Source organism: Microbacterium sp., from assembly GCF_029263575.1.
GTDB lineage: Bacteria > Actinomycetota > Actinomycetes > Actinomycetales > Microbacteriaceae > Microbacterium.
In genome coordinates this window covers 15,953-41,975 of sequence record NZ_JAJUFV010000003.1, presented here as the reverse complement: position 1 = coordinate 41,975, position 26,023 = coordinate 15,953, and the positions used below count along the sequence as shown (strand labels likewise).

Annotated in this window: 21 protein-coding genes; 17 read left to right on the top strand and 4 right to left on the bottom strand. The window is 67.5% G+C overall.

Annotation, left to right across the window (positions count from 1 at the left end; translation table 11 throughout):
- Positions 1-55 precede the first annotated feature (55 nt).
- A complete protein-coding gene (locus tag Q1J95_RS00595; RefSeq protein ID WP_300265029.1) occupies positions 56-1,372 on the bottom strand; it encodes an aminotransferase class I/II-fold pyridoxal phosphate-dependent enzyme in 1,317 nt (438 codons plus the stop codon).
- Between the two features lie 23 nt (positions 1,373-1,395).
- On the opposite strand from Q1J95_RS00595, the gene Q1J95_RS00590 reads away from it, so the two are divergent.
- The 12 genes from Q1J95_RS00590 to Q1J95_RS00535 all read left to right on the top strand — a co-directional run bounded on the left by Q1J95_RS00590 (position 1,396) and on the right by Q1J95_RS00535 (position 14,131).
- Positions 1,396-2,046, top strand: a complete 651-nt coding sequence (locus Q1J95_RS00590) for an FMN-binding negative transcriptional regulator (RefSeq protein WP_300265026.1) — start codon at positions 1,396-1,398, stop codon at positions 2,044-2,046.
- A complete protein-coding gene (locus tag Q1J95_RS00585; protein ID WP_300265024.1) occupies positions 2,046-3,626 on the top strand; it encodes an amidohydrolase family protein in 1,581 nt (526 codons plus the stop codon). Before Q1J95_RS00590 ends, Q1J95_RS00585 begins: the two co-directional genes overlap by 1 nt.
- Positions 3,626-4,645, top strand: coding sequence for an NAD(P)-dependent oxidoreductase (locus Q1J95_RS00580; protein WP_300265021.1), 1,020 nt, complete (start codon positions 3,626-3,628; stop codon positions 4,643-4,645). The genes Q1J95_RS00585 and Q1J95_RS00580 overlap by 1 nt, the downstream gene beginning before the upstream one ends.
- Positions 4,642-6,228 carry an ABC transporter substrate-binding protein gene (locus Q1J95_RS00575; RefSeq protein WP_300265018.1) on the top strand — a complete coding sequence of 529 codons (1,587 nt, stop codon included), beginning with the start codon at positions 4,642-4,644 and terminating at the stop codon, positions 6,226-6,228. Before Q1J95_RS00580 ends, Q1J95_RS00575 begins: the two co-directional genes overlap by 4 nt.
- A 128-nt stretch (positions 6,229-6,356) precedes the next feature.
- Complete coding sequence (locus Q1J95_RS00570) at positions 6,357-7,067, top strand: GntR family transcriptional regulator (RefSeq protein WP_300265015.1); 711 nt, start codon at positions 6,357-6,359, stop codon at positions 7,065-7,067.
- A 123-nt stretch (positions 7,068-7,190) separates the two neighbouring features.
- On the top strand, positions 7,191-8,321 hold the full coding sequence (gene solA, locus Q1J95_RS00565) for an N-methyl-L-tryptophan oxidase (protein WP_300265012.1): 1,131 nt from the start codon (positions 7,191-7,193) through the stop codon (positions 8,319-8,321).
- A 138-nt stretch (positions 8,322-8,459) separates the two neighbouring features.
- On the top strand, positions 8,460-9,410 hold the full coding sequence (locus Q1J95_RS00560; protein WP_300265009.1) for an ABC transporter permease: 951 nt from the start codon (positions 8,460-8,462) through the stop codon (positions 9,408-9,410).
- On the top strand, positions 9,407-10,384 hold the full coding sequence (locus Q1J95_RS00555) for an ABC transporter permease (protein WP_300265007.1): 978 nt from the start codon (positions 9,407-9,409) through the stop codon (positions 10,382-10,384). The genes Q1J95_RS00560 and Q1J95_RS00555 overlap by 4 nt, the downstream gene beginning before the upstream one ends.
- Entirely contained in the window at positions 10,381-11,958 is a 1,578-nt protein-coding gene (locus tag Q1J95_RS00550) for an ABC transporter substrate-binding protein (protein ID WP_300265005.1), read from the top strand. Before Q1J95_RS00555 ends, Q1J95_RS00550 begins: the two co-directional genes overlap by 4 nt.
- A gap of 81 nt (positions 11,959-12,039) precedes the next feature.
- Positions 12,040-12,909, top strand: coding sequence for an ABC transporter ATP-binding protein (locus Q1J95_RS00545; protein WP_300265002.1), 870 nt, complete (start codon positions 12,040-12,042; stop codon positions 12,907-12,909).
- Entirely contained in the window at positions 12,906-13,679 is a 774-nt protein-coding gene (locus Q1J95_RS00540; protein ID WP_300264999.1) for an ABC transporter ATP-binding protein, read from the top strand. The genes Q1J95_RS00545 and Q1J95_RS00540 overlap by 4 nt, the downstream gene beginning before the upstream one ends.
- A gap of 26 nt (positions 13,680-13,705) precedes the next feature.
- Positions 13,706-14,131: a cupin domain-containing protein gene (locus Q1J95_RS00535; protein WP_300264996.1), complete on the top strand. Its 426-nt coding sequence runs from the start codon at positions 13,706-13,708 to the stop codon at positions 14,129-14,131.
- Positions 14,132-14,141: 10 nt separating this feature from the next.
- Here Q1J95_RS00535 and Q1J95_RS00530 read toward each other — a convergent pair whose 3' ends face one another.
- Both Q1J95_RS00530 and Q1J95_RS00525 read right to left on the bottom strand, forming a co-directional pair.
- A complete protein-coding gene (locus Q1J95_RS00530) occupies positions 14,142-16,118 on the bottom strand; it encodes a GAF domain-containing protein (RefSeq protein WP_300264993.1) in 1,977 nt (658 codons plus the stop codon).
- Positions 16,119-16,146: 28 nt separating this feature from the next.
- Positions 16,147-16,995: an alpha/beta hydrolase gene (locus Q1J95_RS00525; protein ID WP_300264990.1), complete on the bottom strand. Its 849-nt coding sequence runs from the start codon at positions 16,993-16,995 to the stop codon at positions 16,147-16,149.
- Positions 16,996-17,196: 201 nt separating this feature from the next.
- Here Q1J95_RS00525 and Q1J95_RS00520 point away from each other — a divergent pair, with 201 nt between their 5' ends.
- From Q1J95_RS00520 to Q1J95_RS00505, 4 genes are read left to right on the top strand one after another with little or no spacing between them, the layout of a single operon-like run.
- Entirely contained in the window at positions 17,197-18,477 is a 1,281-nt protein-coding gene (locus Q1J95_RS00520; RefSeq protein WP_300264986.1) for a hydroxymethylglutaryl-CoA reductase, degradative, read from the top strand.
- Positions 18,474-19,451 carry a hydroxymethylglutaryl-CoA lyase gene (locus Q1J95_RS00515; RefSeq protein ID WP_300264983.1) on the top strand — a complete coding sequence of 326 codons (978 nt, stop codon included), beginning with the start codon at positions 18,474-18,476 and terminating at the stop codon, positions 19,449-19,451. Before Q1J95_RS00520 ends, Q1J95_RS00515 begins: the two co-directional genes overlap by 4 nt.
- 5 nt (positions 19,452-19,456) lie before the next feature.
- Positions 19,457-20,686, top strand: a complete 1,230-nt coding sequence (locus tag Q1J95_RS00510) for a CoA transferase (protein WP_300264979.1) — start codon at positions 19,457-19,459, stop codon at positions 20,684-20,686.
- Entirely contained in the window at positions 20,683-21,501 is an 819-nt protein-coding gene (locus tag Q1J95_RS00505) for a MaoC family dehydratase N-terminal domain-containing protein (protein ID WP_300264976.1), read from the top strand. The genes Q1J95_RS00510 and Q1J95_RS00505 overlap by 4 nt, the downstream gene beginning before the upstream one ends.
- 23 nt (positions 21,502-21,524) lie before the next feature.
- Here the strand turns inward: Q1J95_RS00505 and Q1J95_RS00500 are convergent, their stop codons facing one another.
- Positions 21,525-22,415: a LysR family transcriptional regulator gene (locus Q1J95_RS00500; protein ID WP_300264973.1), complete on the bottom strand. Its 891-nt coding sequence runs from the start codon at positions 22,413-22,415 to the stop codon at positions 21,525-21,527.
- 131 nt (positions 22,416-22,546) lie between these two features.
- Here Q1J95_RS00500 and Q1J95_RS00495 point away from each other — a divergent pair, with 131 nt between their 5' ends.
- Positions 22,547-26,014 carry a bifunctional proline dehydrogenase/L-glutamate gamma-semialdehyde dehydrogenase gene (locus Q1J95_RS00495; RefSeq protein ID WP_300264970.1) on the top strand — a complete coding sequence of 1,156 codons (3,468 nt, stop codon included), beginning with the start codon at positions 22,547-22,549 and terminating at the stop codon, positions 26,012-26,014.
- The last annotated feature ends 9 nt before the right edge of the window (positions 26,015-26,023 follow it).

The following is a 26,023-nucleotide window of genomic DNA, read 5'->3' as shown; positions in this document are numbered from 1 at the left end:
GCTACTCGGAAAGGGCGGCGCACTGTCAAGCACGCCACCGACCATTGCCGTGCGCTCAGATCGGTCGGTACCGCTCGCCGCTGAGCGCGAGCGCGAGGTCGTCGGCCAGGGCGCGCCCGTCGGCCGGTTCCAACGCCGCCGTGGTCACTCGAATGAACGGACGCGTGCGCAGGCGAAACGCCTCACCCGTACGCACGGCCCAGCCCCGGGTGAGCATGAACGCGGCCAGGGTGCTCTCTTCTGGTACGGGAATCAGCACATTCATGCCCGAGCGCGCGAAGCTTGCGATGCTGCGATCGGCCAGGGCGGCGGCGAAGGACTCGCGCCGCTCGGTATAGGTGCGCTCGGCGACGGAGATCTGCCGCAGAGCCGCGGCGTCGGAGAGCACCGCGGCGACGAGGCGCTGCGTCAGGTGGCTGACCCACCCCGGGCCCAATTGCAACCTGCCCTCGACGCGATCGGCCGTGTCGGCGTCGCTGCTGATGACGGCCAGGCGCAGGTCGGGGCCGAGGGCTTTGCTCATCGAGCGGATGACAGCCCACTTCGCCCTGCCGGTGGTGAGGGTGATGGGCGCGGCGCCTGCGATGAGGCTGGCGTGGTCGTCTTCGATCACCATCACGTTCGCATAGCGATCGAGCACGTCGCGCAGCTGCGCGCCGCGCTGTTCGCTGAGCGCTGAGCCGAACGGGTTCTGCGCGCGCGGCGTCAGAACGACCGCGGAGACGCGGCGCGACTCGAGTGCCGCGGTCAGCGCGGCCGGCTGCATGCCCTCGTCGTCGATCGCCACGGGCACGATCTCAAGCCCGAGCACGCGGAACAGCGACAGCGACGACACCCACTGCGGGTCTTCGACCACGATCGCATCGCCAGGGCGCAGGTGTGTGGCGAGGATGCGTTCGAGCCCGTCGAGCGCGCCGTTGACGATCGTCAGCCGACCGTGAATGCCGACGGCTGCGAACTGTGCGGTCATGACGTCCGCAAGCCCCTCGTCGATAGCGGGCGCGTTGTACAGGCGCCGCTCGTAGAGCGCAGGGGATAGGAACGAGCCGACATCGGGGAGGAGGGCAGGGTCGGGCGACGAGGTCGACAGGTCGCGTACGCCGTCGGGCAGTGGCAGGCGCATGGGGCGTGGTATCGGCGGGCGCTCGGCCACGCGGCTGCGTCGACCGTGCGTCGAGGTGATGATGCCGCGCTCGCGCATCTGGCGGAAGGCGAGTGCGACGGTTCCGGGGCTCACGCCGATGTCGTCGGCGAGCGAGCGAATCGACGGCAGTTCGCTGCCGACGGGGAGCTCACCGCTGCTGATCGCACGCGACAGCGCTTGAACGATCTCGCGTGCAGAGGCTATGGTGGGCAGATCATCAGCTAACACAGTTAGAAAGTGTACTAGAACACATGTGGATAAATCCACTCTTCGAGGCAGATGCCCGCAGCGAGGTCGCTCAGCTGCTCGGCGCGCATTCGCTCGTCACCCTCGTCGCCGAGTCGCCGCTGCGCGCCTCGCATCTTCCGCTGCTGCTCGAAGACGACGGCGAGACGATGAAGCTTGTCGGTCACATCCCGCGGGTCGACCCGGTCGCCCAGGCGATCGACGCGGGCGAGCGGATCCTCTGCATCGTGCACGGAGCCCGTGCCTATGTGAGTCCCAGCTGGTACAACGACCCCGGCCTGTCCACCTACAACTTCAGCGTCGCGCATCTGGAAGGCACGGCCACGGCCATGACCGACCCCGCCGAGTTGCGTGCGCACCTGGTCGAACTCATCCACGTTCACGAAGAGGCAAAGCCCGCAGTCGACGCGGGGCCGTGGCAGATCGACGAGGTCGCGAATGCGCGCATCGACACGCTGCTGCCCGCCGTGATGGGCTTTCGCATCACGGTCGACTCTGCGCAGGCCAAGACCAAGTTCGGCCAGAACCGCTCGCACGACGATCGCGTCACGACGCGCGAGCGCCTGCACCGCTCACCCGCCCCGGAGGATCGCGAGGTCGCCGAGCGGATGGACAACGCCGCCGACGCCCCAGACCCGAGGAGGCCAGGTCACTGATGCGACTGGACACCATCATCGAAAACGCGCACGTCGTCACGCGCGACCCCGAACGGCCCACGGCTGTTCGAATCGGGCTGTGGCAGGGTCGTATCGCCGGCGTTGATGACGAGATCGATGGGCTCGACGCCGCAGAGGTCATCGACGCGGGCGGAGCAGTCGTTCTGCCGGGGTTCATCGATGCGCATACCCATCTGCAGCTGACCGGTCAGGGGCTGCTCGCGATCGACATCAGCGCCGCCGACAGCGTCGATCAGGCTCTGGCGATCATCGCCGAGCGGTCACAGACCTTCGCCGCCGACCAGTGGGTCGAGATCAGCGGCTACGACCAGCGCGCGATCGGCCGTGACCTCACCGCCGCCGAGCTCGATCAGGCGGCCGGCGGCCGCAAGGCCTGGGCCCGGCACATCTCCAGCCACTCGTCGGTGATCTCCAACGCCGTCATCCGTGACATCCCCGATGCGGCCGGTCGCGACCTTGCCCAGCGCACCCACGGTGTGCTGCGAGAGGTCGAACAGGACCTCGTGCGGGCGCAGCGCCTTCCCTATTCACTTGAGGAGGCCGGTCGCACGATCGAAATCGCGGCCGAGCAGGCGCGGCGCGAGGGCGTCACCTTCTGCATGGATGCCGGTGCCGGCGGCCGTATCGGCAGCCTCAACCCGCTCGACCTCAGCACGCACCAGCGACTTCTCGAACAGGGGCGCATCCCCGTGCGGATGCAGCTGATGCCGAGCCTCGACGCTCTCCACGCGGTGCAGGGCGGTCACGGCGACGGTTTCGGGTGCGGGCTCGACATCGGCCTGCGGACGGGCATCGGGTCCGACCGGCTCCGCGTCGGCGGTCTCAAGGTCGTGATCGACGGTGGCATGATGGTGCGCACCGCGCGCTTCACCGAGCCCTACGAGGGATCGGACAACCGCGGGCAGTACAGCACTGACCCTGACGAGCTCATCGCCGGAATCGTCGACGGGCACCGAGCCGGGTGGCAGCTCGCCGTGCATGCGATCGGCGATGCGGCCATCGATGTCGCCCTGGAGGCGTTTGGGCAGGCCGACGCGTACGGCGGAACCGCCGGCCGCCGCCATCGTATCGAGCACGGCGGGCTGATCCGCCCCGATCACATCGCCGAACTCGCTGCACGCGAGATCGCGATCGTCGGCCAGCCGTCGTTCCTGTACGACTCGGGTGATGACTTCGCCCGCCAGATGGGGCCGAAGCGGGCGCCGTGGCTCTATCGCGGGCGCTCGCTCGTCGACGCGGGCGTCCGCGTCGTCGGCAGCACCGATCGCCCGCTCGCCGGCACGCCGCTGCGCGCGATTCAGGTGCTCGCCGATCGCACGAGCAACAGCGGTGCGATCATCGGCGACGGCGAGCAGCTCACCGTCAGTGAAGCGCTCGACACCGTCACAACCCACGCTGCGTGGGTTGCCGGTATGGAAGACCGCCTTGGCCGCATCTCGGCCGGGTTCCTCGCCGACTTCACGGTGCTCGATCGCAGCCCGCTCGACGTCGAGGTCTCTGAGATCGCGGGCATCGGGGTGCGGGCGACGGTCGTCGACGGTCAGTGGAGTGACGTCTGATGATCACCGTCTCGCTGCCGCCCGCGCTCGACCCAGCAGAGATCGAACGGCTCATCGGCGGGCGCGCGCAGGTACGGCTGGTGGGCTGGGACTTCATCGAGGAACCGGTGGATGCCGATACGGCCGACCTGGATGTCGTCGTCTCGCCGTTTCACACCACGAGCCCGACACCGAACCCGACCTATGTCGGCCTGCCCGCGATCGCCGCTGCGCTGCCACGGGCGCGCAACGCCCGGCTCGTGCAGCTGCTTTCGCTCGGCAGCGAAGGTATCGCTGATCATCTGCCGCCCGGCGCGGCACTCGCGAATGCCGCCGGCGCCATGGAACATCAGACCGCCGAACTCGCCTGCACGCTGCTGCTCGCGCTGAGCCGCGGCATCCCGCATTTCGCCCGACAGACCGCGTGGGCCAACTCTCGCACCCCGGGGCTCTGGGGAAAGCGCGTGGTCGTGCTCGGTCATGGCGGCGTCGGGCGCGAGGTCGTGCGACGGCTGCAGCCGTTCGAGACGCAGATTGTCCGCGTCGCCCGGACCGCGCGCACTCTTGACGATGGCAATGTCGTGCACCCGGTCACCGAATTGGCCGAGGTCGCAGCCGGCGCGGATGCGCTCATCTGCACAGTGCCCCTGACCGCTGACACCCGGGGGCTGGTGGATGCCGGCATCCTCTCGGCCCTGGCCGACGGCGCGATCGTCGTCAACGTCGGGCGCGGCGCGGTCGTGCACACCGACACGCTCGTGGCCGAGCTGGAATCGGGCCGGCTCTCGGCGGCCCTCGACGTCACCGATCCGGAGCCGCTGCCTGCCGGGCATCCGCTCTGGAAATTTCCCAACGCCATCGTCACCCCGCATGTCGGCGGAAACACCGACGCCATGCGTCCGCTCCTGCACCAGATCGTCGCCGAACAGATCGTTCGCGTCGGCACCGGAGCCGCACCCGAGAACGTCCTCGTAACCCCCTCCTCGCCCGACCGTGGGCGAGGAACCACCACCCAGAATGCCCCCAAGGAGAGATCATGACGAAACGCTCCCTGCGATTGTCCCTGATCGGAGCCGCCGCAGCGATGACGCTCGCGGTCACGGCCTGCAGCGGTTCCACCACCGGTCCCGGCGCCGAAGAAGCCGGCGATCCCGTCGCCGGCGGTACGCTGACGTACGCCATCGAGACGCAGCCCCTCGGCGGTGGCGTCGACCCGATGATCGCCACCGCGCTGGCAGCGCAGACGATCATGGACCAGGCATACGAGACGCTGCTCACCCGCGACGCCGACGGCGAGATCCAGCCCGGCCTCGCACTCGAATACGAACAGCCGGATGACCTGACCTACATCTACACCCTCCGCGAGGGAGTGAAGTTCGCCGACGGCAGCGACTTCACCGCCGACGACGTCGTCTACACCTTTGAGAGCTACAAAGACGCCCAGACGAGTAAGAAGGCCTACCTCGGTGGTTTCGAGTCCGTCGAAGCTGTCGACGACTACACCGTGAAGTTCACCTTCAGCGAGCCCAACGCCACCTTCCTGAACGCGACCGCGCACCGCGAGACGTTCATGATCGTCGGCGAAGAGGGCTACGGCAACGCCACCGCCGAAGAGCGCGAGACCCGCACCTTCGGCACCGGCCCGTTCCAGGTGACCGACTGGAAGGATGGCGTGCAGATCACCCTGTCGAAGAACGAGAACTACTGGCAGGAGGGCAAGCCCTACCTCGACACCATCGAGATGCCCATCATCACCGACGACACGACGCGTCTCGCCGCCCTCCAACAGGGCACAGCGGATGCCGCGTGGTTCGCTGACGGCAACATCGCCGACCAAGCGGTCAACTCTGGGTTCACGCTCGGCGAACTCGCCTACACGCAGACCCTGCCGATCTTCATCAACCCCGAGTCCGGCCCGCTGTCAGACGTGCGGGTGCGACAGGCTGTCTCGCTGGCGATGGACCGCCAGTCGCTGGTCGACGTGTCGATGCTCGGCTACGGCGACGTCTCGCTCGTGGTTCCCGCCGGCGACCCGGCGACCCCGGGCGTGGACGGCGACACGCCGAATTACACGCGCGACGTCGACGCAGCCAAGGAGCTTCTCGAAGAGGCAGGCCAGCCCAACCCCACGATCGAGCTGTCGTACTTCGCCGACGTGGTGCAGAACCAGCATCCGATCTACGAGCAGATGCAGCAGCAGCTCGCCGAGGCCGGCATCACGCTGAAGCTGAAGGCGACGCCGTCGTCGGAGATGTCGCCGATCTTCACCGCGGGTGAGACCTTCACCGACCTCGTCTCTCTGCCGTGGAGCTACCGCGCCGACCCGACGTTCTACTTCGACCCGTTCCTGTCAGAGTCCGGAGCGATGAACCACTGGGACGGCAACGCCGACGCCGAAGCTGCCAAGAAGCTGCTCGACGAGGCCAAGGCGACGTCCGATCCGGACGCGAAGGCCGACCTCATCGAGCAGTTGACGACCGAGGTGGCCGAACAGGTGCTCATCCTCATGCCGATGGCTGTTCCTGCGCACTTCGAGCTGTGGAACTCCGACACCGTCCACGGCTACGAGACCGACCCCTACGGTTCGCGCTACAACCTCACGAACGCGTGGGTCACTCCCTGACTCGGTGACCGGCAGGTGCTGCACCTGCACAACAAAGCTGCAGGCTCGGACGTGGTTCCGGGCCTGCAGCTGTGTTTTATCGCACGATAGAGTCGGATGCCGGCTTCCCCCGGCAGCAGGGAGTGACAGTGGCTGAACACGAGACGATCTCGGATCGGCTGTTTCAGCGGCTTCGCGCTGAGATCCTCTCGGGTGAGCTGGCGCAGGGGAGTCTGCACTCGATCTATGCGCTCGCCGAGCGCTTTGACGTCTCACGCACCCCGACGCGTGATGCCGTACTGCGACTGGCAGACGCGGGGCTGGTCACGATCGAGCGCAACCGGGGTGTTCGAGTGCGCGGCATCGGCGTCGACGACATCCGACGCATCTTCGAGCTGCGGTTGCTGCTCGAGGTGCCGGCCACCCGATTCGCGGCAGCGCACCAGGCTCCTGAGCGTTCGCGGCTGCTCGAAGGCGATTTGGAGATCATGCTCGCCGCCGTGCGCTCCGGTGACACGAGCGCGTTCGTCGAACGCGACATCGTCATGCACGAACGCATCCTCGACGCCATGGGAAACGAGCGTCTCATCGTGCAGGTTCGTGCGCTACGCGAGCAGACCGTCGTGATCGACGCGTCAACATTCGGACGCTCACGCAGCCTCGATGACGTGCATGCCGAGCACCTGCCGATCGTGCGTGCTGTCATCGATGGCGACGTCGCCGCAGCAGGCGCCGAGATGACGCGCCATCTCGTGCAGACAGCCCTGCTGCTGATGCGCCAAGTCGCCGCCCATACGGGCGAATTGCTCCCCGCGAACTGGCCCGATGATCTCCTCGCCGCCAGCGCAGCATCGCCGTGACGTCAGTACGTGATGCTCACACACTGCGCCGCTCATAACGTGGGCGCTTGACCTATATCCGGGGCCCCCACTGCTCACGCAGACTGGCGTGAATCCCATCCAACGAAGGAGCAGTGAGGCGTCATGGAAACATTCGAGGTCGCAGTCGTCGGGATGGGAGCGCTCGGCAGCGCAGCCGCCTATCATCTCGCCCGTCGTGGCGCGAAGGTCGTCGCCTTCGAGCAGTACGATCTCGGGCACGTCCGCGGTGCGTCACATGACACGTCGCGCATCGTGCGCACGTCATACGGGGCATCCGCCTATGTGCGTCTCGCGCAGTCGGCATATCGCGACTGGGCCGACCTCGAAGCCGAGTCGGGTGAGCGGCTGCTGACCATCACCGGGGGCGTGGTATTCATCCCGACGGACGGCCCGTACTCGGCATCGAACTTCACCGCCGCGCTGACCGAGTGCGATGTGCCGCACGAACTGCTCACCCCGGCGGAGGTCGAGGCGCGGTGGCCCCAGTTCCGCGTGCCAGAGGGCGTCGAGACGGTGTACACCGCTGACACCGGCATCGCTCACGCGGCGCGCACCGTCGCCACGCTGCAGATGCGTGCGCGCGTGCACGGCGCAGACATCCGCGACCGCACGCGCGTCGACGCTGTCACGCCCGATGGCGACGGTGTGATCGTGCGCACCGCGAACGGTGACGTGCGCGCGAACAAGGTCGTCATCGCAGCGGATGCCTGGACGAACGAACTGCTCGAGCCGCTGGGCGCTGAGATCCCGCTGGATGTCATGCAGGAGCAGGTGACGTACTTCCAGTCGTCCCGCCCGGAGACGCACGGCAGCGACACGTTCCCGGTGTGGATCTGGGAGGACGACGAGTGCTACTACGGTTTCCCGACCTACGGCGAGCCCACCATCAAGGCCGCCCGCGATGTGTCGTTCAACCGCATGACGCCGGAGGAGCGCACCTATGTTCCCTCGCCCGAGCTCACGGCGCAGCTCGGCGACTTCGTGCACGGGCTCGTGCGTGATTCGGGTCCCGAGATGCGCACCGTGACCTGTCAGTATGCGTTGACTCCTGACCGACGCTTCGTCCTGAGCCCGCTGCACGAGCACGAGAACATCATCGTCGGGCTGGCGGCCGGGCACGGCTTCAAGTTCACGCCCGCGATCGGGCGCGTCCTCGCCGAGCTGGCGCTGGATGGAGCATCCACCGACGACATCTCGATGTTCGCCGCGCCGGCTGCGGCACAGTCGCGCTGACCGCGCCGGCGCATCCAGCAACATATGGGTGTTTCACACACGATCCAGACGACGCCCTGTGCTGACCCGCCGTTAACGGCGGGTGCAGCGACAACTACCGTGACCACCATGTCAGTGAAGACAGAGAAGAGCATCTGAATGCTGCGTTACATCCTCACGCGAATCCTCTCGTCGCTCTTCGTGCTGTTCGTGCTGTCGATCCTGGTCTTCTCGATGGTGCGCATCATTCCGGGCGACCCACTCGCGGCGTTCGCGGATCCTGCCACCCCTGATCCGGCAGCCCTCGACGCGCTGCGCGAGGAACTCGGTCTCGACCGGCCGTGGATCACGCAGTACTTCGCCTGGCTGGGCGGCGTGTTCACGGGTGACTTCGGCAACGCCATCACGATTCCCGGCACGGTATCGAGCCTGATCGCCACGCGACTGCCGATCAGCCTCATGCTCGCGGTGATGGCGACGATCTTCGGTGTGATCATGGGGATCCCCGCAGGCATCCTCGCCGCCACCCGCTGGCGCAAACCCAGCGACAACATCGTTCGCGGTTCGGCCTTCGTCCTGCTTGCCACACCACCGTTCGTGCTCGGCACGGTGCTGATCCTGATCAACTCGTTGACGCTGAAGCTGCCGCTGGTCGGCTTCGCCGGCGCGGCGACTGATCCGCTGCGCGCCATCGGGGTGCTCATCCTGCCGTCACTGCTCATCGGCCTCGTGCTCGCGGCGATCATCGCCCGGTACACCCGCGGCACCCTGCTCGACACGCTCGGCCAGGACTTCGTCCGCACGGCCCGGGCGAAGGGCGCGCCTCCGGGACGCCTGGTCGGACGTCACGCGCTGCGCAACGCCTTGATCCCCGTGACCACCATCATCGGCATCGAGCTGGCCACCCTCGTCGGCGGCACGGTCGTGATCGAGGCGGTGTTCGCGATCCCCGGAATCGGATCGCTGCTGCTCAGCGGCATCCGCTCATCCGATTATCCGGTGATTCAGGCCACGGTGCTCCTGATCGGAGCGGTATACGTGCTCATCAACTTCATCGTCGATCTGATCTATCCGTTGATCGACCCACGAGTGAGGGTTCACACACGATGACTGTCACACGCGAACTCGCAATGGTCAAAGCCGCCGGCACCCGCCGGCGTCGTCCGAAGCTGGGTCCGGCGTTCTGGAGCGGCGCCGGCATCCTCACGTTCATCCTCATCCTCTCCGCCTGGATGAGCTTCTGGCCGCTGCAGGATCCGTTCGCTTCGACGGGTGAGCCCCTCTCGGGTCCCAGCGCGACGAACCTGCTCGGCGCCGACAACCTGGGTCGTGACACATTCACTCGGCTGGCTCTTGCGACGCGCACCAGTCTGATCATCTCGGGTGCCGGTGCGCTGCTGGGCGCGGTCGTCGGCACGACCTTCGGCCTGATCGCCGGATATGTCGGCGGCTGGGTGGATGCGGTCATCATGCGCGTCGTCGATGCCATCCTGGCCCTGCCGGCGATCCTCGTCGCGCTGGTCGTCGGCGTGATCGTCGGAAACGGTCCTATTCCGCTGATCTTCGCGCTCGGACTCGTCCTCGCACCCGGATTCGCCCGTGTCATGCGGGCACCCGTCATCGCCATGCGTGAGCGTGACTTCGTGCTCGCCGCGAAGCTGAGCGGTGTGGGCGGCTCGCGCATCGTGGTGGAACATCTGCTGCCGAATGTGCTGACGCCGTTGTTCGTGCAGTTCGCATCGGTCGCCTCGCAGATCGTGCTGATCGAGGCGGCGCTGAGCTACCTCGGCCAGGGCGTGCAGGCGCCGGAGCCATCAGCCGGACGCATGATCAGTGAGTTCACGCGCTTCATGCAGGTTCAGCCCCTGCTGATCATCCTGCCATCGCTGGCGATCATCCTGCTCTCGGCTGCCTGGAACCTGCTGGCCGACGGCCTGCAGGACTGGCTCGCACCGCGCCGGGAGCCGGCGTTCTCGCTCACCGGCACCAAGCAGAGCCCCTCGAACAAGACCGTACGACGCAACACCGCAGCACCGAAGGACGCAGTATCCCGAAACACCGACACAGAAGAGAGTCAGCAATGAAGCAACGATTCTTGACCGCAGCGGCAGCGGTTGCCGTGACCGTTCTGGCACTGACCGGCTGCACCGCAGGAGAAGGCAATGACGCCGGCCCCGATGAGGCCGCCGGCGACCCCGTTGCCGGCGGCACCCTGACCTGGGGCGTCTCGGCGGAGCCCACCGGCGGCGGCATCGACCCCATGGTCGGCTCATCCGCTCCCGCCGAGGTCATCTACTCGATGGCCTATGACACGCTCCTCACGCGTGACAACGACGGAAACATCGAACCCGCCCTGGCCACCGAATGGGAACAGGTCGACGACCTGACCTGGGTGTTCCAGCTGCGCGAGGGCGTGACCTTCGCCGATGGGTCGGAGTTCGACGCAGGCGATGTCGTCTACTCGTTCGAGACACGTCTCGACGGCGGCACCAATGCCACGTACCTCAGCCTGCTCGACAGCGTCGAGGCCACGGGCGACTACGAGGTCACCTTCACCTTCAGCCAGCCCGATGGCACATTCCTCGACGCCGTGTCTGCTCGACAGACGTTCCTCATCGTGGGTGAGGAAGGCTACGGCAACGCCACCGAGCAGGAGCGTCAGACCCGCACCTTCGGCACCGGCGCCTATCAGGTGACGGACTGGGAGCAGGGCGTCTCGGTCGTCATGGACAAGTACGAGGACTATTGGGGAGACGAGCCCTACATCGACACGATCGTGTTCGAGCTCTACACCGATGAGAACACGCTTCTCGCGGCTCTCCAGCAGGGAAGCGTGCAGGCGGCCGCGTTCGTCGACGGCAGCCTCGCACAGCAGGCCGAGTCGACCGGCTTCACGCTCGGTGAAGCGGCGTTCCGCCGGAACCTCGCCGTGTACATCAACCCTGAGTCGGGTCCGCTCGCCGACCTCAACGTCCGCCGGGCGGTCTCGCTGGCGCTGGATCGTCAGGAGATCGTCGACACCGCGATGCTCGGAAACGCCGGCGTCTCGTTCGTCCCGCCCGCCGGCGACCTCGGCGCACCCGACCCGATGTCGTTGCCGTATCACGAGCGCGACGTCGAAGAGGCGAAGCGTCTGCTGGAGGAGGCCGGTCAGCCCAACCCCGAGATCACGATCAGCTATATGGGCGACGTCGCCCAGGCGCATCACCCCGTCTACGAGATGATGCAGCAGCAGTTGGCCGAGGCGGGCATCACGCTGAAGCTCGAGGCGACCCCGCTCTCCGAGATCGCGCCGGTGTTCACCGCCGGTGAGTCGTGGAAGGACCTCGTCGCGATTCCGGGCAGTCCCCGGGCGTCGGCCGCGTACTACCTCGAGCCGGTGCTGCTGGAAGGCGGTTACTACAACCACTGGGACGGCAACCCGGATGCCGAGAAGGCGCGCGAGCTGCTGAAAGAAGCGAAGTCGGCGACCACGCCGGAGGAGTACTACGAGCTCATCGATCAGCTTGCCGTCGAATCGGCCGACAAGGCGCTCGAGTTCGTGCCGGCTGCGGTTCCGGTGACCTTCGAGGTCTGGGACAGCAGCAAGCTCGTCGGCTATGAGACGGATCTGTACACCGCCCGTTCCGGTCTCGACACCGCCTGGCTCGCACAGTGAGCCCGAGAGAGCGGCGCAGCCGCGCGGGTGTGCCGCTCTCTCCTGACCCCATCTCCCTCTGACCGAAAGCTGGTTGACACCGTGAGCACTGACGTCGATGCCCTTCGCGTCGAAGGCCTGACCATCGCCTACGGCACCGCACCTCCCTCGGTGACCGATGTCTCGTTGCGCGTGCGCAAAGGTGAGATCGTCGGTGTCATCGGCGAATCCGGCAGCGGAAAATCCAGCGTCGCGCTGGCGATGATGGGGTTGCTTCCCGACTCCGCTCGGGTCACCGCCGACACCATGTCCGTGGCCGGAGACGAGATGAACGATGCCTCGGAAAGGCAATGGGGGCGTGTGCGAGGCGTACGCGCCTCAATGGTCTTCCAAGAGCCGATGTCGGCGCTGAACCCCTGCATGCGCATCGGCGCGCAGATCGCCGAGGTGCTGCTCATCCACGGCGTCGCCGATAAGAAGACCGCGCGCGCAAAGGCGCTCGACATCCTTCACCTGGTGAAGATGCCCGATGCCGAGCGCCGCATGTCCTACTACCCGCATCAGCTCTCGGGCGGTCAGCGTCAGCGCGTTGTCATCGCGATCGCGGTCGCCGCCGACCCCACCCTCCTCGTCGCCGACGAGCCCACCACGGCGCTCGACGTCACCGTGCAGGCGCAGATCCTCGATCTGATCCGGTCGCTGCGTGATGAGACGGGCATGGGTGTGTTGTTCATCAGCCACGACCTGGGCGTGATCGGCCAGCTCTGCGAACGCGTGGCCGTGATGTATCGCGGGCGCGTCGTGGAGTACGGCTCGACCGAGGGCATCCTCGCGAACCCGCAGCATCCGTACACGCGTGCGCTGCTGGAGAGCATTCCGCGACCGTCTGTGCCGGTGCGCTCGCCCCTCGCTGTCATCCCCGCCGAGAACGATTTCGATCAGGTTCCGGCCGTTCTGGAGGAGGTCTCATGACCGACGACGTGTTGCGTGTGAAGAACGTCACCCAGCGCTTCGGGCACGGCAGTAACACGATGACTGCGCTGGATGACGTGAGCCTCGACGTGCGCAGGGGAGAGACCCTCGGCCTGGTCGGCGAGTCCGGCTCCGGCAAGAGCACGCTGGCACGGGCGATCCTGCTGATGCGCCGACCCACAGCCGGGACGATCGAGTTCGACGGCGGAGACATCACGGGGCTGCGCGGGCGGGCGCTTCGGAACCATCGCCGACGTATTCAGATGGTCTTCCAGGATCCGAACGATTCGCTCGATCCGCGGTTCACGATCGGTCGTTCGGTCGCCGAGCCTCTCGTCGCAGCGCGGATGAGGCCGCGCGAGCGACGTCTGCGCGTGTTCGAGTCGCTCGAGCAGGTCGGTATTTCGTCGGACTCGGTCGAACGTTTTCCGCACGAGTTCTCGGGTGGTCAGCGACAGCGCATCGCGATCGCCCGAGCCATGGCGGCTGATCCCGAGTTCATCGTGCTGGACGAGCCCACCTCGGCGCTGGACGTGTCGGTCCAGGCGCAGGTGCTCAATCTTCTCGTACGCCTGCAGGAGCAGACCGGCGTCACCTATCTGTTCATCACGCACAACCTGTCCGTCGTGCACCACGTCGCTCATCGAGTCGCCGTGATGCACAGGGGTCAGGTCGTCGAAGAAGGCACGGGCGAGCAGGTGATGACGGCCCCCGAGCATCCGTACACTCAGGGTCTGCTCGAATCGATGCCCGTGCTGTATCGAACCTGACGACGACGTCAGAGAAGGAGCGATTGATGCGTGTGCAGCGTCGGGGGGACAACCCCTTCGAATGGGAACTCTACAAGGGCGCCGGCAGGGTCGGCATCGAGTGGTATTTCAAAGAGACGACGCAGCTGCCCGCCTCCGTCATGCTCTACCACCTCGAGCCCGGTGCGGAGGAGGGCGAGCACTTCCACCTGGAGGGCGAGGAGGACAGCTGCTCCATCGAGAGTCAGGACGAGATCTACGTCGTCACGGTGGGCGAAGTCGTCATCACCTCGGGCGATGAGCGGCGGACGCTGCGCGCCGGCGATGCCTTCTATGCGCCGGAGGGCATGCGACACGGTGTGCGGAACGAATCGGATGCTCCGGCCGAGCTCATTCTCGTCTTCTGCGAGCGCGGTCGTAATCGCTTCGCGCAGAAGGGCGTCGAGAAGTTCGACCTCGAAGCGGACCGCTGAGCGGAGTCTCTCAGCTGCGGCGCGACTGCAACCGCTCGCGCAGCTCGTCGAGGCGCACGGCGATACTGAGACGGAACATTCGTTCGTCGTCACGCCAGTCGGCGCCGAGCACGTGATCGAGACGATCGAGACGCTGCAGGATCGTGTTCGTGTGGAAGTTCAGCGCGCGCGCCGTGCGCGTCGGGCTGGCGTTGTTGCGGGTGAATGCGCGCAGCGTGCCGAGCAGGTCGGCCCCGCGGTCGGCGTCGTAGTCGCGCACCGCGCCGATCGTGTCGCGCAAGAAGGTGTTGAGCGCCCGCGCGTCCGTGTCGAGGATCGCCGCGTAGGGCAGGAAATCATCGATGTCGGCGGTGATGCCGGTGATCTCGAGTGCGGTGAGCAGGCGTGCCGTCCGCATCGCGGCTCGAAACGCATCCGGCAGCGCGCCTCGCACCGAGCGCGGCACGACGAGCGAGATCGGATGCTTGATCGCTGATTCCACGTGCGTGCGCAGCTGGTCGGGGTCGAGTGTGCTGCGCTGGGCGGAATGGGCTACGACGACGAACCCGCGATACTCGCCCACGAGGGCGTGATCGTCGGCCTGGCGGGCGACGGTTCGCGCAGCGGCGGTCTGCTGATCACCGGGCACCGAGAGCAGCAGCATCGCATCGAGCGACGACAGGTCGACGCCGAGCCGCCGCGCCCGTCGCTCCACATCGGATCGACGTTCGGGAACATCGTCGAGGAGGTCGGCGATGAGCTCGCTGCGCACCCGGTGATCCGCGCCGGACGCGGCTTCCTGCTGCAGCTCGAGGAGCGCTGCCACCTGTGCGGCGCGTTCGATGGTGCGCAGATCGACCGAACCGAGCTCGAAGTCGCCCTCGCCCAGCAGCAGCGCCCCGAAGGGGCGTCCGCCTGCGGTCAATGCCGAGACGGCGCGTACGTCCGGGCCAGGGAGGACGACGCAGTGTCCTGAACGGCGGCTGTCTTCGATGGCGACGCGGGTCGGCTCATCGGGTTCGAGCATGGTCGCGGCGACCGGCAGACCTGCGGCCGCGATGACCTGCTCCTGTGCGTCCAGGATGGCTACAGAGCGCCCAAGCGCCGAGGTGAGGGTTTCGGCGACCGGACCGAAGCCGCCGCCGGCGAGGACGGTCTGTACGAGCTCTTGGTGCACGGTGTTCGAGCGGTCGCGCTCTGCCAGATGCTCGGTGAGCCTGGCCAGAGCATCGCGCGCCTCGGTGGCCGAACGCTGGGACTCGGCCAGCAGCTGCGTCGTCTGCAACGTGACCGAGGCGTGGTCGGCGAGTGCCGCGAGAAGCGAGATCTGCTCGGGCGCGAAATTGGTCTCTTCCCGCGTCGCGACGAAGAGAACCCCGAGCACATCGTCGCGTGAGAGCATGGGGACGCCGAGCAGTGAGACGAGCCCTTCTGATGAGACGGCGTCGTGCAGCGGGGGAGCGTAGCGGACGTTGTGCTCGTCGGCGTAGTCGTCGTAGCGGGCGATCCAGTGCGGCGCTCGTGACTCCACGATCGCGCTGGCCAGGCCGTGCCGCGGCGTGACTCGCAGGTGCCGGAACGACTCGCTCACTGCGCCGCTGGTCACCCGCACCCGCAGTTCGAGGGTGTCCGGTTCGAACTCTGACAGGTACGCCAGATCGACGCCCATCATCTCGTGCGCGCGCTGGACGAGCCGGGCGAGCACGGCATCGCTGTCGCGCAGTTCGGCGAGCTCGCGGGCACTGGAGAACAGCGCAGACAGCTCGTGTTCTCTGCGGCGCAGCCGCGAGAGCTCGCGCTGCGAGCGTCCGACACGTTCGACGAGGTCTGACGACTCGAGCTCAGAGACGCCGATGTTCTGCAGAGCGCGGCTCACGGCCGTCGGCTCGACCAGGTCGGGATCGTATGCCGCATCCAGCAGCGCGGCGATCGAGTCCGTCTCGGCTGTCATCGGGCCTCCTTCCTCACTGGTTCGCACGACGATGCGTCCGTCTCCAGTGTCGAGCATGCCACCTTCCGCTCGAAGCGGTGCTCCCTCAGCGCTGCTCATCCGCGCGACGCGCGGTGCGCAGCAGGGCATGCGCGAGGTCTGGCCACAGCTCATGCGGGATGAGATGGCCCATGTCGGGTTGCACCTGCAGTTCGGATCCGGCGATCGCCTCGGCGATGTCGAAGGCCGCGAACCAGTGCAGCACGTCATCGTCGCGGCCGTGGAAGACGAGCGTCGGCACGGTGACCGAGCGCAGATCATCGAGGCGCTCGGGTGCGCGGCGCAGTGCCGCCCACTGCCGGGCATAGCCGTCGGGCCAGTAGCCGCGATCATAGGACTCGCCGGTCTTGGCCACGTGCCATTCGACCTGCGGGTCATAGCGTCCCGGGGGCAGAGAGCTCATGGCGGCCTGGGTGAAGGCCACGGCCTGTTCGCGCGTGACCCGTACGGGAGGTTCCAGCAGCTCTGGCCGTTCGCCGTGCAGAACATAGCGGGGGCCGCGGCCGGGGATGGTCGACAGCAGCCCGAGGCTGCGTACGCGCTCCGGGTGCTGGATCGCCACCATCTGCGCCATCATTCCGCCCATCGAGTGCCCGGCGATATGAGCGCTGTCGACACCGAGCTCATCGAGGATGCGTACGATGTCGTCGCCCATGTCGGCGAGGTCGTAGCCGCCGTCGATGTCGTTCTCGCCGCCGAAGCGTTCAGAGAACCCGGTGTCGCGGTTGTCGAAGCGCACGACGCGCAGCCCGCCGTCGGTGAGGTGTGCGATGAACTCCTCGTCCCAGCTGAGCAGTTGTGCGCCACCACCGGACACGAGTACGAGCACAGGGTCTGTCTCGGCGCCGAAGACCTCGTAGTAGAGCCGAACTCCTGCGGATTCGGTGTAGGGCATCGGGCACTCCTCATCGTGGCTTCATTGACGGCGGGTGATGCGAGTCTAAGCGGATCGCGCTCAACCCGAGATGTGACATCTTCATACATCAGCGGTCAGTCAATAGGCTTTCCATCCATCGTCGGCCGCGGTTGTCGCTTCTAAGGTTTCCCTGACCGCAACGCCAGAGAGCCGGCGCTTGCCCAGGACGGAAGGTGGCCGATGTCGATCAACAGCCGAATCTCAGGTCTACGTGACCACACCCCCGGTGAGCGCCTGTCGCTCGTTGCGGCCGGTGCCGGGATCGAGCAGTCAGCGCTGGATGCGCTCAACGCCGAGGACGGGCTCTCACTGGCACAGGCAGACCACATGATCGAGAACGTCGTCGGGCTTCTCAGCGTCCCGGTCGGCGTCGCCACGAACTTCACGATCGACGGTCAGGACCGGCTGATCCCGATGGCCACGGAAGAGCCGAGCGTCGTCGCCACCGCTTCGAACGCGGCGCGCATGGCTCGCGGACATGGCGGCTTCACCACCTCGTACGCCGGGGACGTGATGATCGCGCAGATCCAGGTGCTCGACGCCGTCGACCCGCACGGAAGCCGCTTCGCGCTGCTGGAGGCGAAGGACGAGCTGCTCGCTCTCGCCAACGAGCAGGATCCGATGCTCGTCTCGCTCGGCGGCGGCGCCTTCGACATCTCGGTGCGTGTGCTGCCGACGCGCGCCGGGGTTCAGGTCGTCCTCCACCTGCACGTCGACGTCAAAGACGCCATGGGCGCCAACGCCGTCAACACCATGGCCGAGGCGATCGCCCCGCGCGTCGCCGAGATCGCCGGCACTCGCACACTGCTGCGCATTCTCACCAACAAGGCCGAGCTGCGCCTCACTCGCGCACGCGCCGTCTTCGACGCCGAGCTTCTCGGCGGCGCACAGGTGGTCGACGATATCGTCGCGGCCAGCGCTTTCGCCGAGGCCGACCCCTACCGGGCGGCCACGCACAACAAGGGCATCATGAACGGCATCACCGCCGTCGTGCTCGCCACCGGTAACGACACTCGAGCCGTCGAGGCCGGATGCCACTCGCACGCAGCGCGCGACGGCCAGTACTCCGCGCTGAGTCAGTTCGAGAAGGATGCCGATGGCAACCTCGTCGGCACGCTCGAAGTGCCGCTCGCCGTCGGCCTCGTCGGTGGCGCGACCCGCGCGCACCCCACCGCGCAGGCCGCGGTGAAGCTGCTGGGCGTCGAGACGGCACGTGAGCTGGCCAGTGTGATCGCCGCGGTCGGTCTCGCCCAGAACCTCGGCGCCTGCCGTGCTCTCGCAGCCGAGGGCATCCAGCGCGGCCACATGACCCTGCACGCGCGCACGATCGCCGCAAGTGCCGGTGCCGACGTCTCGGAGATCGGCGAGGTCGCCGCCCGCATCGTCGCCGATCGCAAGATCCGCGTCGAGCACGCCCGTGACGTTCTCGCCGAGCTGCGCGCCGGGCGGGGATCGGCATGACCGGCAGCGCCCCCGCGCCCAGGGTGGAGCCCGAACCGGGGCTTCCCGCGCGGGTCACCGTGTATGAGGTCGGGCCGCGAGACGGGCTGCAGGCCGAGACCGACATCATCCCCACGCCGGTGAAAGCCGAGCTGTGCCGTCGGCTCTACGCCGCCGGCACACGCAATCTCGAGGTGACGAGCTTCGTGCCAGCGACGTGGATCCCCCAACTGGCGGATGCCGCCAAAGTCGTCGCCGATATCTCGGTGCCCGACGGCTCCCGCGCCGTCGCGCTCGTGCCGAACCTCACAGGGCTGGCACGAGCACAGGAATCCGGCATCCGCGAGGTCGCCGTCGTCGTCAGCGCGACCGAATCCTTCGCCAAAGCAAACCTCAACAACACCCGCGCGGGTGCCATCGATCGCGCGATCGAGGTCATCCAGGCGGCCACGGCCGACGGCATCCCGGTGCGCGGCTACGTCTCCATGGCGTTCGGCGACCCCTGGGAAGGGCAGGTCGACACGGCGGCAGTGACCGAGGCGGCAGTCGCCCTGTACGAGGCGGGAAGCCGCACCGTCGCGCTCGGGGATACGATCGGCGTCGCCACCACGGGGCTGACGAACCGGGTCATAAACGAGACGGTGGCCGCCGGCATCCCCGTCGAATCGCTCGCTCTGCACCTGCATGACACCTACGGGCAGTCGCTCGCGAACGTGCACGCCGCGCTTCGCCTGGGAGTCGCCGAGTTCGATGCATCCGTCGGCGGACTCGGCCGGTGCCCCTACGCCAAAGGCGCGACCGGTAACCTCGCCACAGAAGACCTCGTGTGGATGCTGCACGGCCTCGGGATCGAGACAGGACTCGACCTCGACGCCCTGGCGGCGACCACGCTCTGGCTCTCTCGTATCCGTGGCGTGCGCAGCCCGTCGAATGTGGCGCGCGCGCTCGCCGCAGCAGGACTCGACACAACCGACCCGCTCACTCAGGAGGCATAGACGCCATGATCGACACCACGCTCCCGGCTCCCGGCTCGCTGACAGGAGTGACCGTCCTCGACCTGTCGCGCGTGCTCGCCGGCCCCTACGCCGCGCAGATGCTCGCTGATCTCGGCGCGACCGTGATCAAGGTCGAGAACCCGCGCGACCCCGATGTCTCGCGCAGCTTTCCGCCGTATCTGACGGCGGGCGAGGAAGAGTTCAGCGCCTACTACGCCCAGTACAACCGCGGAAAGCTCGGTCTCGGGCTCGATCTCGCCTCTGACGAGGGCAAGCAGGTGCTGAAGGACCTCGTGCGCTCGGCCGACGTACTGGTCGAGAACTTCCGCCCCGGAACCATGGACAAGCTGGGTGTCGGCTTCGATGTGCTGCACGAGATCAATCCGAAGCTCGTCTACACGGCGATCTCGGGCTACGGTCAGACGGGCTCTCGCAGCCGCCGACCGGCCTTCGACAACACCGCGCAAGCCGCAGGCGGACTGTGGTCGATGAGCGGCTACCCTGGCCAGCCGCCAGTGCGCGTTGGCGTGACGATCGGCGATCTGTCGGCGACGCTGTTCGCGGTCGTCGGAACCCTGGCCGCGCTTCGGCACGCCGAGGCGACGGGTGAGGGCCAGCTCGTCGACGTCGCCCAGGTCGACAGCATCATGGCGTTGACCGAGACCGCGGTGGTCGACTACACCGTCAATGGTGCGGTGGCGCAGCCGGCCGGTAATCAGCACGCCTGGGTCAAGCCCTATGAGCTGTTCGACTGCGCTGACGGTCAGGTGTTCTTCGGTGCCTATACCGACAAGCTCTGGAACGCCGCCTGCGACCTGTTCGGAACGCCCGAGCACAAGGACGACCCGGAGATCGACACCATGCGCAAGCGAATCGTGCCGGAAGTGTACGAGCGCAGGGTGAAGCCGATCGTGGTCGACTGGCTCGCCGGATACACCAAGGCCGAGCTCGAAGAGATGGCCGGTGACGTGGTGCCGCTCACGGCGATCAAGAACATCGGCGAGGTCGTGGAGGACCCGGGAACCGCCGAGCGTGACATGATCGTCGAAGCCGACTACGGCGACCTCGGGACGCTCAAGATGTTCGGCCAGCCGATCAAACTCTCGGCGACACCGGCGACGCCGGGTCGCATCGCGAACAGGCTCTCCGAGCATGCCGATCAGGTGCTGGCAGACCTCGCCGGCTATGACGAGGCACGCATCGGCGAACTTCGAGCGGCAGGAGTGCTGCCGTGACCATCGTGCGGCGCGAGACGATCACGCCCGTGCCGGCGCAGTCATACCGCGGCACCTTCGCGGACGGTGAGCCGTCGCGCGCTGTCGGCGACGAGTTGCCGCCGGCCTGGGAGGGCATGTACTTCCCCTACGATGCCGCTCTGGCCGACCTGCGCCCGGACGGATCGCCCGCGCGCGACGGTGTCACACCGGAAGTGGATCTGCCGCGGCGCCTGTACGCCGGTGAGAGCACAAGGTTCCTGCGCCCGATCCGTCTCGGCGACGAGGCGACCCAGACGGTCTCGCTGGGGTCGGTCGTCGAGAAGAACGGCTCGAGCGGCCGGCTCATGTTCGTCGATGTCGAGCGCGAGTACGCCGTCGGCGGGGAGGTCGCCGTGCACAGCGTCTGGCACGATGTCTTCCTCGAACAGGCCGACCCTGACGCCCCGGTGCGGGCTCCGCGCAAGGATCCGGATGCCGCGGCGAAGGCCGACTGGGCCGAAGAGCTCACCCCCGACATCCGTCAGCTGTTCCGCTTCTCGGCGATCACGTTCAACACGCACCTTGTGCACTACGACCGCGCCTGGGCGCGTGAGGTCGAGGGGCTCGACGATGTGCTCGTGCACGGTCCGCTCACGCGCATCCTGCTCATGGACGCCGCCCGTCGGCACGTGCCAGAGCGCCGCGCGACGGCGTTGGAGGTGCGCTCGATCGCGCCGGTGCTCGTCGACCGGCCGCTGCGCATCGTCGGGCGCACCGAGGGCGACACCACTCGGGTGACGGCGCTGGATGCCGAAGACGTTCTGCTCGCGACGGCTGAAGTGAGCTGGAGCTGATCTGAGTGAACGCAGCCGCGATCTCAGCGGGGCACGTGCGCGTCGAGGGCCTCGGTCATCGCGTCGAGCACGGCGCTGATCGTGGCGCTGTCGCGCGACGAAGAGCGCGTCGCGGCGAAGATCTCGCGCACCGGCGAGCCGGGCAGGTCGAGAAGTCGCACCGAGGAGCGGTCGCCGGTCCAGGCGAGATCGGGCAGCATCGCACACGCGTGACCGGCGCTGACGAGCCGAGCATGCGCGATCAGATCCGTCGCCTCGAATCGCACATCCGGCTCGAATCCGGCGGCACGGCACTGCTGGACGCTCCACGCCCGCACCGCGGTGCCCTTCGGCTCCATCGCCCAGGCGTGACCGCGAAGGTCGTCGAGCCCGCGCGCCGACGAGTCCGGCGGTACGGCGAGGCGTACGGGATCCAGCCCCAGCAGCGTTCGGTCGATGCCCTCGCGCAGTTCCCTGGTGTAGCCGACGTACTGTTCGGCGACGACGAGGTCGAAGGTGCGCGCCTGCAACTCGAACAGGCCCTCTTCGGGCGCCATCTCGACCATCTCCAGGCGCAGATCGGGCGTGCTCTCGGCGAGCAGTGTGAGCACAGCGGGCACGAGGGTCTCAGCCGCCGTCGGCATCACCGCGATGCGCACCGTCGCCTGGGCCCGCTGAGCACTCGACAGCTCGGCGCGGGCGGCCTCATCCAGCTCCAGCGCACGCGCCGCATGGGCTGCCAGCAGACGCCCTTGCGCCGTGAGGCGCACACGCCTACCGTCGGGTTCAAGCAGCGGCGCGCCCGCTTCGCGTTCGAGCTGAGCCAACTGCTGCGACACGGTCGAGGGGCTGTACGACAGCGCGACGGCCACATCGGCGATCGTGCCGCGCAGCGCCAGCTCGTGCAGCAGCCGCAGTCGTCGCAGCTCGAACATGATGCCTCCTGCACTCATCGAGAAAACCGAATGGTATCTATCGTAAACGCTCGCTTTTCACGAAGGGTATGGCGGCTCCACACTGAGACGAGGACCTGCGGCCCTGCCGCACGCTGGAGTGAGGAAACGTGATGACACAGACGACATCGACCCCGATCGGAAGCTCCGAGCTCACCGAACTCGCTGATGACGCCGTCGCGCTGGTGCAGCGCTGGCTCATCGAAAGCCGCGAGGTGCCGAGTGACACCGCCGCCAAACGCCTGGCCGGGGTGCTCAGCGACCCGCACGGACTCGACTTCACGGTCGGCTTCGTCGACGGCGTCGTGCGCCCCGAAGATCTGAAGGTCGCAGCGCACAGCCTGCGCGAAATCGTGCCGCTGACGCCGAAGTTCCTCCCGCTTGCGCTTCGCGGCCTCATCCGACTCGGCGGTGCGCTGGCCCCCGCCTTCCCCGGCATCGTCGTGCCGATCAGCCGCAAGGTGCTGCGCGGCATGGTTCGCCATCTCATCGTCGACGCCACCGATGCCAAGCTTGGCAAGGCCATCCGCCGCATCCGCTCCGATGAAGGGGTGCACCTGAACATCAACCTTCTCGGCGAGGCGATCCTCGGTGAGGACGAGGCCGCACGACGCATCGAGGGCACCCGTCGCCTGCTCGAGCGCGACGACGTGGACTATGTCTCGATCAAGGTCTCCTCCACAGTCGCCCCGCACAGCCCGTGGGGCTTCGATGACGCGGTGCGGCACGCTTCCGAGGCGCTCGTGCCGCTGTTCCGGGTGGCGAAGGCCCGCGGTAAGAAGTTCATCAACCTCGACATGGAAGAGTTCAAGGATCTCGACATCACGATCGCCGTGTTCACGGCGATCCTCGATCTCGAAGAGTTCCAGGATCTCGAGGCCGGCATCGTGCTGCAGGCGTACCTGCCCGACGCACTCGGTGCCATGATCCGCCTGCAGGAGTGGTCTGCGCAGCGCGTCGCAGCCGGCGGCGCGCCGATCAAGGTGCGCGTCGTGAAGGGCGCGAACCTTCCGATGGAGCAGGTCGACGCCGAAACCCATGGCTGGCCGCTGGCCACCTGGCACAGCAAGCAGGCGACCGACTCGTCGTACAAGGCTGTGCTCGACTACGCGCTGCGCGCCGAGCACGTCGAGAACGTGCGCATCGGCATCGCCGGCCACAACCTCTTCGACATCGCTCTGGCCTGGCTGCTCGCGAACAAGCGTGGCATCGCGTCGGATAAGGGTGCGGGCCCCGGTATCGAGTTCGAGATGCTGCTCGGTATGGCGACCGCGCAGGCGGCCGTCGTTCGGCGCACTGTCGGCTCGCTGCTGCTGTACACGCCTGTCGTGCACCCCGCCGAGTTCGATGTCGCGATCGCCTACCTGATCCGCCGTCTCGAAGAGGGTGCATCGACCGAGAACTTCATGTCTGCCGTGTTCGAGCTCGACGACGAACCCGAGCTGTTCGCCCGCGAGCGTGACCGCTTCCTCGCCTCGATCGAGACGCTGCCGACCGAGGTCCCGGCCTCGAACCGCGTGCAGGACCGCAGCGCTCCGGCGGAACCATCCGAAGCGGCCGACGGGTTCGAGAACACCCCCGACACGGACCCCAGCCTCGCGGCGAACCGCGCATGGGGCGACGGCATCCGCTCGCGCATGCAGAATTCTGAGCTCGGCAACGAGACCGTCCGTGCGAACACGCTGTCGGATGCCGCGGCCGTCGACGCCGCGATCGCCACAGCCTCCGCCGCAGGCGAGGCCTGGCGAGCGCTGGGAGCCGCCGGCCGTGCCGAGATCCTGCACCGGGCCGGTGAGATCTTGGAGGCGCGCCGCAGCGATCTGCTCGAGGTCATGGGCTCCGAGTGCGGCAAGATCCTCGAACAGGGCGACCCCGAGGTCTCAGAGGCGATCGACTTCGCGCACTACTACGCGGAGAGCGCGAAACGCATGGAGAACATCCCCGGCGCGACGCACAAGCCTGTCGGCGTCACGGTCGTCACGCCGCCGTGGAACTTCCCGGTCGCGATCCCTGCCGGATCGACCCTGTCTGCCCTCGCCTCCGGCTCTGCCGTGATCATCAAGCCTGCGCGTCAGGCCCGTCGCTCCGGCGCCGTTATGATCGAGGCGCTGTGGGAGGCCGGCGTTCCCCGCGACGTGCTGCAGTACGTGCAGCTCGACGGGCGAGAGCTCGGCACCCAGCTGATCAGCGACGCCGCCGTCGAGCGCGTCATCCTCACGGGAGGCTACGAGACGGCCGAGCTGTTCCGCAGCTTCCGCCCCGACCTGCCGCTTCTGGCCGAGACCAGCGGCAAGAACGCCATCATCGTCACGCCCAGTGCCGACCTCGACCTCGCAGCGAAGGACGTCGCCTACTCGGCGTTCGGCCACGCCGGACAGAAGTGCTCGGCCGCCTCGCTCGTGATCATGGTGGGCTCGGTCGCCGAGAGCAAGCGGTTCCGCCGCCAGCTCATCGACGCCGTCGGCTCGTACAAGGTCGGCCAGCCGTGGGAGGAATCGACCCGCATCGGACCGATCATCGGCCCGGCCGAGGGCAAGCTGCTGCACGCCCTGACCACGCTGGAGCCCGGTGAGCGCTGGATCATCAAACCCGAGCAGCTCGACGACACCGGCGCACTGTGGAGCCCGGGCGTACGCGAGGGCGTCGCTGCCGGATCGCCCTTCCACCTGACCGAGTACTTCGGCCCGGTGCTCGGCGTCATGACGGCCAAGACCCTCGATGAGGCGACGGCCATGGTCAACGCCATCGACTACGGCCTCACCTCGGGGCTGCACTCGCTCGACGAGGCTGAGATCCAGCAGTGGCTGTCGAAGGTGCAGGCCGGAAACCTCTACGTCAACCGCGGCATCACGGGCGCCATCGTGCAGCGTCAGCCCTTCGGCGGCTGGAAGAAGGCCGCTGTCGGCGCGGGTACGAAGGCCGGTGGTCCGAGCTACCTCATCGGCCTGTCCGACTGGGAGGACGCCCCTGTCACCGCGGATGCCCCGGCCGATGCCCTCTCTCGCGCAGCGCTCGCCGCGGCCTCGAAGGCGGATGCCGCGTCCGACGTCGCCTGGCTGCAGGGTGCGCTCTCGACCGATGTCGACGCCTGGCGTGATGAGTTCGGCGCCGTGCGCGACGCCACCGGGCTCGAGACCGAGCACAACGCGCTGCGTTACGACACCGTCCCGGTCACGATTCGCTTCGAATCCGGCACCGTGACGCAGGCCGTGCGTGTGATCGCAGCCGGTCTGCGTACCGGATCGCGGCTGAGTGTCAGCACGGCGAGCGAGCTTCCGGCATCCGTTCGCAGCTGGCTGTCGGCATCCGGCGTCGGCGTCGCGGTCGAAGACGCGGCCGCCTGGGGCGCCCGCGCCGCGCGTCTGGTCTCCACCGGCGGGCGCGTCCGGCTCATCGGCGGAGACGTCGCCGCGGTCGCCGCGCACACCGGTGGCTCACCCGCTGTCGCCGTCTACGCCGGACCGGTGCTCTCGGCCGGGCGCATCGAGATGCTGACCTTCCTGCGTGAGCAGGCTGTGTCGATCACCGCGCACCGCTTCGGCACCCCACACCGTTACGAAATCACCCCTCTCATCGCATAGGAGCAGACA

Bases quoted from the DNA above. Each gene is read 5' to 3' on its own strand.
- Q1J95_RS00590 (WP_300265026.1), top strand. From the start codon at position 1,396: ATGTGGATAAATCCACTCTTCGAGGCAGATGCCCGCAGCGAGGTCGCT.
- Q1J95_RS00585 (WP_300265024.1), top strand. From the start codon at position 2,046: ATGCGACTGGACACCATCATCGAAAACGCGCACGTCGTCACGCGCGAC.
- Q1J95_RS00580 (WP_300265021.1), top strand. From the start codon at position 3,626: ATGATCACCGTCTCGCTGCCGCCCGCGCTCGACCCAGCAGAGATCGAA.
- Q1J95_RS00575 (WP_300265018.1), top strand. From the start codon at position 4,642: ATGACGAAACGCTCCCTGCGATTGTCCCTGATCGGAGCCGCCGCAGCG.
- solA (WP_300265012.1), top strand. From the start codon at position 7,191: ATGGAAACATTCGAGGTCGCAGTCGTCGGGATGGGAGCGCTCGGCAGC.
- Q1J95_RS00560 (WP_300265009.1), top strand. From the start codon at position 8,460: ATGCTGCGTTACATCCTCACGCGAATCCTCTCGTCGCTCTTCGTGCTG.
- Q1J95_RS00555 (WP_300265007.1), top strand. From the start codon at position 9,407: ATGACTGTCACACGCGAACTCGCAATGGTCAAAGCCGCCGGCACCCGC.
- Q1J95_RS00550 (WP_300265005.1), top strand. From the start codon at position 10,381: ATGAAGCAACGATTCTTGACCGCAGCGGCAGCGGTTGCCGTGACCGTT.
- Q1J95_RS00540 (WP_300264999.1), top strand. From the start codon at position 12,906: ATGACCGACGACGTGTTGCGTGTGAAGAACGTCACCCAGCGCTTCGGG.
- Q1J95_RS00535 (WP_300264996.1), top strand. From the start codon at position 13,706: ATGCGTGTGCAGCGTCGGGGGGACAACCCCTTCGAATGGGAACTCTAC.
- Q1J95_RS00530 (WP_300264993.1), bottom strand. From the start codon at position 16,118: ATGCTCGACACTGGAGACGGACGCATCGTCGTGCGAACCAGTGAGGAA.
- Q1J95_RS00525 (WP_300264990.1), bottom strand. From the start codon at position 16,995: ATGCCCTACACCGAATCCGCAGGAGTTCGGCTCTACTACGAGGTCTTC.
- Q1J95_RS00520 (WP_300264986.1), top strand. From the start codon at position 17,197: ATGTCGATCAACAGCCGAATCTCAGGTCTACGTGACCACACCCCCGGT.
- Q1J95_RS00515 (WP_300264983.1), top strand. From the start codon at position 18,474: ATGACCGGCAGCGCCCCCGCGCCCAGGGTGGAGCCCGAACCGGGGCTT.
- Q1J95_RS00510 (WP_300264979.1), top strand. From the start codon at position 19,457: ATGATCGACACCACGCTCCCGGCTCCCGGCTCGCTGACAGGAGTGACC.
- Q1J95_RS00500 (WP_300264973.1), bottom strand. From the start codon at position 22,415: ATGTTCGAGCTGCGACGACTGCGGCTGCTGCACGAGCTGGCGCTGCGC.
- Q1J95_RS00495 (WP_300264970.1), top strand. From the start codon at position 22,547: ATGACACAGACGACATCGACCCCGATCGGAAGCTCCGAGCTCACCGAA.